4 protein-coding genes are annotated in these 3,816 nt (G+C 72.3%); 3 read left to right on the top strand and 1 reads right to left on the bottom strand.

Translation table 11 applies throughout. From position 1 onward, the window contains the following. On the top strand, nt 1–1,200 hold a 1,200-nt coding region (locus DY240_RS07630), incomplete at its 5' end, for a leucyl aminopeptidase (RefSeq protein ID WP_119659349.1). 43 nt (nt 1,201–1,243) lie between these two features. On the opposite strand, the gene DY240_RS07625 is transcribed toward DY240_RS07630, so the two are convergent. Beyond that, the gene (locus DY240_RS07625) at nt 1,244–1,567 is read right to left on the bottom strand and encodes a hypothetical protein (RefSeq protein WP_119659348.1); all 324 of its coding nucleotides are present in this window, start codon (nt 1,565–1,567) and stop codon (nt 1,244–1,246) included. A 164-nt stretch (nt 1,568–1,731) separates the two neighbouring features. Here DY240_RS07625 and lpdA point away from each other — a divergent pair, with 164 nt between their 5' ends. Both lpdA and DY240_RS07615 read left to right on the top strand, forming a co-directional pair. Then, nucleotides 1,732–3,114 carry a dihydrolipoyl dehydrogenase gene (gene lpdA / locus DY240_RS07620; RefSeq protein WP_119659347.1) on the top strand — a complete coding sequence of 461 codons (1,383 nt, stop codon included), beginning with the start codon at nt 1,732–1,734 and terminating at the stop codon, nt 3,112–3,114. Between the two features lie 157 nt (nt 3,115–3,271). Further along, nucleotides 3,272–3,816, top strand: a 545-nt coding sequence (locus tag DY240_RS07615) for a biotin/lipoyl-containing protein (protein WP_325049277.1), incomplete at both ends; no start/stop codon positions are given.

The following is a 3,816-nucleotide window of genomic DNA, read 5'->3' as shown; positions in this document are numbered from 1 at the left end:
GCCGGCGCCGCCGCCCGCGCGCTGGCCGGCCAGCAGTCCGCCGCCGTCGCGCTGCCCGTCCTCGACGAGGCCGACGCCGCGGCCGTCGTCGAGGGCATCACGCTCGGCGCCTACTCGTTCGACCAGTACAAGTCCGGCGACCCCACCACGCCCGTCCAGTCGGTCACGCTCATCGGCCCGGGCGTCAAGGCCAAGGGCGTCAAGGACGCCGTCGCCCGGGCCGAGACCGTCGCCGCCGCCGTCAACCGCGCCCGCGACTGGGTCAACATCCCGCCGCGCGACCTCACCCCCGCCACGTTCGCCGACGCCGCCACCAAGCTGGCCAAGAGCGCGAAGCTCGATGTCGAGGTGCTCGACGAGAAGGCGCTGGCCAAGGGCGGCTACGGCGGCCTCATCGGCGTCGGCCAAGGGTCGGTCCACCCGCCGCGGCTGGTCCGCGTCGCCTACCGGCCGTCGCGGGCGAAGAAGCACGTCGCGTTCGTCGGCAAGGGCATCACGTTCGACTCCGGCGGCCTCTCGCTCAAGCCCGCCGACAGCATGGTCGAGATGAAGAGCGACATGAGCGGCGCCGCGGCCGTCATCGCCGCCGTGCACGCCATCGCCCAGCTGGGCACCAAGGTCGCCGTCACCGCCTACGCCGCGATGGCCGAGAACATGCCGTCGGGCAGCGCGCAGCGCCCGTCCGACGTCATCACGATCTACGGCGGCAAGACCGTCGAGGTGCTCAACACCGACGCCGAGGGCCGCCTGGTGCTGGCCGACGGCATCGTCCGGGCCGGCGAGGACGAGCCCGACCTCATCATCGACGTCGCGACGCTCACCGGCGCCGCCGTCGTCGCGCTGGGCAAGCGGGTCTCCGGCATCATGGCGAACGACGAGGAGCTCGGCGCGAAGATCCACGACACCGCGGGCCGGGCCGGCGAGGCGATGTGGCCGCTGCCGCTGCCCGCCGAGATGCGCGAGAAGCTCGACTCCCCCGTCGCCGACATCGCCAACATCGGCGACCGCTGGGGCGGCGCGCTGCAGGGCGGGCTGTTCCTGCAGGAGTTCGTCGCCGACGGCATCGGGTGGGCGCACCTCGACATCGCCGGGCCGGCGTTCAGCGACAAGGCGTTCGGCTACACGCCGAAGGGCGGCACCGGCGCGGCCGTCCGCACGCTGGTCCAGCTGGTCGAGGACGTCGCCGACGGCGTCATCTGACGGCTCGCGCCCTCAGGGGCGCTCGAACGGCGGTCGCGGGCGCTCAGGCGCCGCGGCCGCCGTTCTTGCGGTTCCAGTCGCGCATGCGCTGCGGGTAGCCGACCACCTGCGCGTCGTAGGCCGGGATGCCCAGCTTGCGGGCCAGCGCGTGCGCCGCACCGGCGTCGCGGACGCGGCGGCGGGTCCACTCGCCGTCGTGGGCGACGAAGACGACGGTGGTGGCGGTCATGGTCGTCGGGGGCTCGACGAACGCCTCGACGCCGCGGCGGCTGCGCGCGAACTCCTCGAGGTGCTTGACGTCGGCGGAGTCGGCAGCGCGGTCCAAGCTGCCATCGGCGCTCTTCCGCCGTCGCCGGAACAACCCCATCGTCAGACCTCCGAGTGCGTTCGCCTGGTGGAAACCAGGACCGTATCGCGACACTACCTGCTCACAGTGCAACGTCCCGGTCCGGTGAATGGTGTCGGAACAGCGAATGGAAGGATGCTGTTGACGCGGTAGCGAGGACAACGACGACATCGAGGAGCACCACCGTGGCCGACACTGCCGGTTTCGACGTCATCATCCTGGGCGGCGGGAGCGGCGGCTACGCCGCGGCGTTCCGCGCCAGCGAGCTGGGCATGAGCGTCGCGCTGATCGAGAAGGACAAGGTCGGCGGCACCTGCCTGCACTACGGCTGCATCCCCACGAAGGCGCTGCTGCACGCCGCCGAGGTCGCCGACAACTCCCGCGAGAGCGAGCAGTTCGGCGTCAAGACCTCCTTCGAGGGCATCGACATGGCCGGCGTCAACGCCTACAAGGACGGTGTCGTGGCGCGGCTGTACAAGGGCCTGCAGGGCCTGGTCAAGGCCAACAAGGTCACGTACGTCGAGGGCGAGGGGCGCCTGGTGGCGCCGAACGCCGTCGAGGTCGGCGGCACCCGCTACGAGGGCCGCAACGTCGTCCTGGCGACGGGGTCGCGCTCGCGCACGCTGCCCGGGCTGGAGATCGACGGCACCCACGTCCTCAGCAGCTACGAGGCGCTGACGCTGGACCGCGTGCCGTCCTCGGTCGTGGTGCTCGGCGGCGGCGTCATCGGCGTCGAGTTCGCCAGCGTGTGGCGCTCGTTCGGCGCCGAGGTCACCATCGTCGAGGCGCTCCCCCGGCTGGTCCCGCTCGAGGACGAGGCGTCGTCGAAGGTCGTCGAGCGGACGTTCCGCAAGCGCGGCATCGGCTTCAAGACCGGCGCGCGCTTCGCCGGCGTCGAGAAGCGCGACGGCGGCGTCACCGTCTCGCTGGAGAACGGCGAGACCATCGACGCCGAGGTGCTGCTGGTCGCCGTCGGACGCGGCCCGGTCACCGAGGGCCTGGGCTACGAGGAGAACGGCGTCACGCTCGACCGCGGCTTCGTCGTCACCGACGAGCGGCTGCGCACCGGCGTGCCCGGCGTCTACGCCGTCGGCGACATCGTCCCCGGCCTGCAGCTGGCCCACCGCGGCTTCGCGCACGGCATCTTCGTCGCCGAGGAGATCGCCGGCCTGAACCCGGTCCCCGTCGACGACCTCGGCATCCCCAAGGTCACCTACTGCGACCCCGAGGTCGCCTCCGTCGGCCTCACCGAGGCGCAGGCCAAGGAGCGGCTGGGCGACGACAAGATCGAGACGATCGAGTACAACCTCGCCGGCAACGGCAAGAGCCAGATCCTCAAGACGCAGGGCTTCGCCAAGCTGGTGCGCGAGAAGGACGGCCCGGTCATCGGCGTGCACATGGTGGGCGCCCGGGTCGGCGAGCTCATCGCCGAGGCGCAGCTCATCTACAACTGGGAGGCGCTGCCCGACGAGGTCGCCCAGCTGATCCACCCGCACCCCACGCAGAGCGAGGCGCTGGGCGAGGCGCACCTCGCGCTGGCCGGGAAGCCGTTGCACGTCCACGGCTGACCTGCCGGGGCATAAGCTTGCCTCGGCCTTGTAGCGACGACCGTTTGCAGCACTCGAGAGGACAGACGATGGCAACCTCCGTCACCTTGCCCGCACTCGGCGAGAGCGTCACCGAGGGCACAGTGACCCGCTGGCTCAAGCAGCCGGGTGACACGGNACCCGCTGGCTCAAGCAGCCGGGTGACACGGTCGCCGTCGACGAGCCGCTGCTCGAGATCTCCACCGACAAGGTCGACACCGAGATCCCGTCGCCGGTCGCCGGCACGCTGCTGGAGATCAAGGTCGCCGAGGACGAGACCGTCGAGGTCGGCGCCGAGCTGGCGGTCATCGGCGAGGCGGGCGAGTCCGCGGGTGACGGCGGCGGCCAGGCGGCCGCCGAGGAGGCGGCTCCTGCCGAGGAGGCAGCACCTGCCGAGGAGGCAGCACCTGCCGAGGAGGCCGCTCCGGCGGAGCAGGCTCCGGCCGCCGAGCAGGCCCCCGCCGAGCAGCCGCCGGCCGCAGCCGAGGCTCCGGCGTCGTCGGGCGACGGCGGGGGCGGCGAGAGCACGCCGGTCACGCTCCCGGCGCTGGGCGAGAGCGTCACCGAGGGCACGGTCACCCGCTGGCTCAAGCAGCCGGGCGACACGGTCGCCGTCGACGAGCCGCTGCTCGAGATCTCCACCGACAAGGTCGACACCGAGATCCCGTCGCCGGTCGCCGGCAC

Origin of the sequence: Jiangella rhizosphaerae (assembly GCF_003579925.1) — a bacterium.
Classification (GTDB): domain Bacteria; phylum Actinomycetota; class Actinomycetes; order Jiangellales; family Jiangellaceae; genus Jiangella; species Jiangella rhizosphaerae.
Note: the sequence above shows the minus strand (reverse complement) of the source record. Positions and strands in the feature narration are given on the sequence as shown.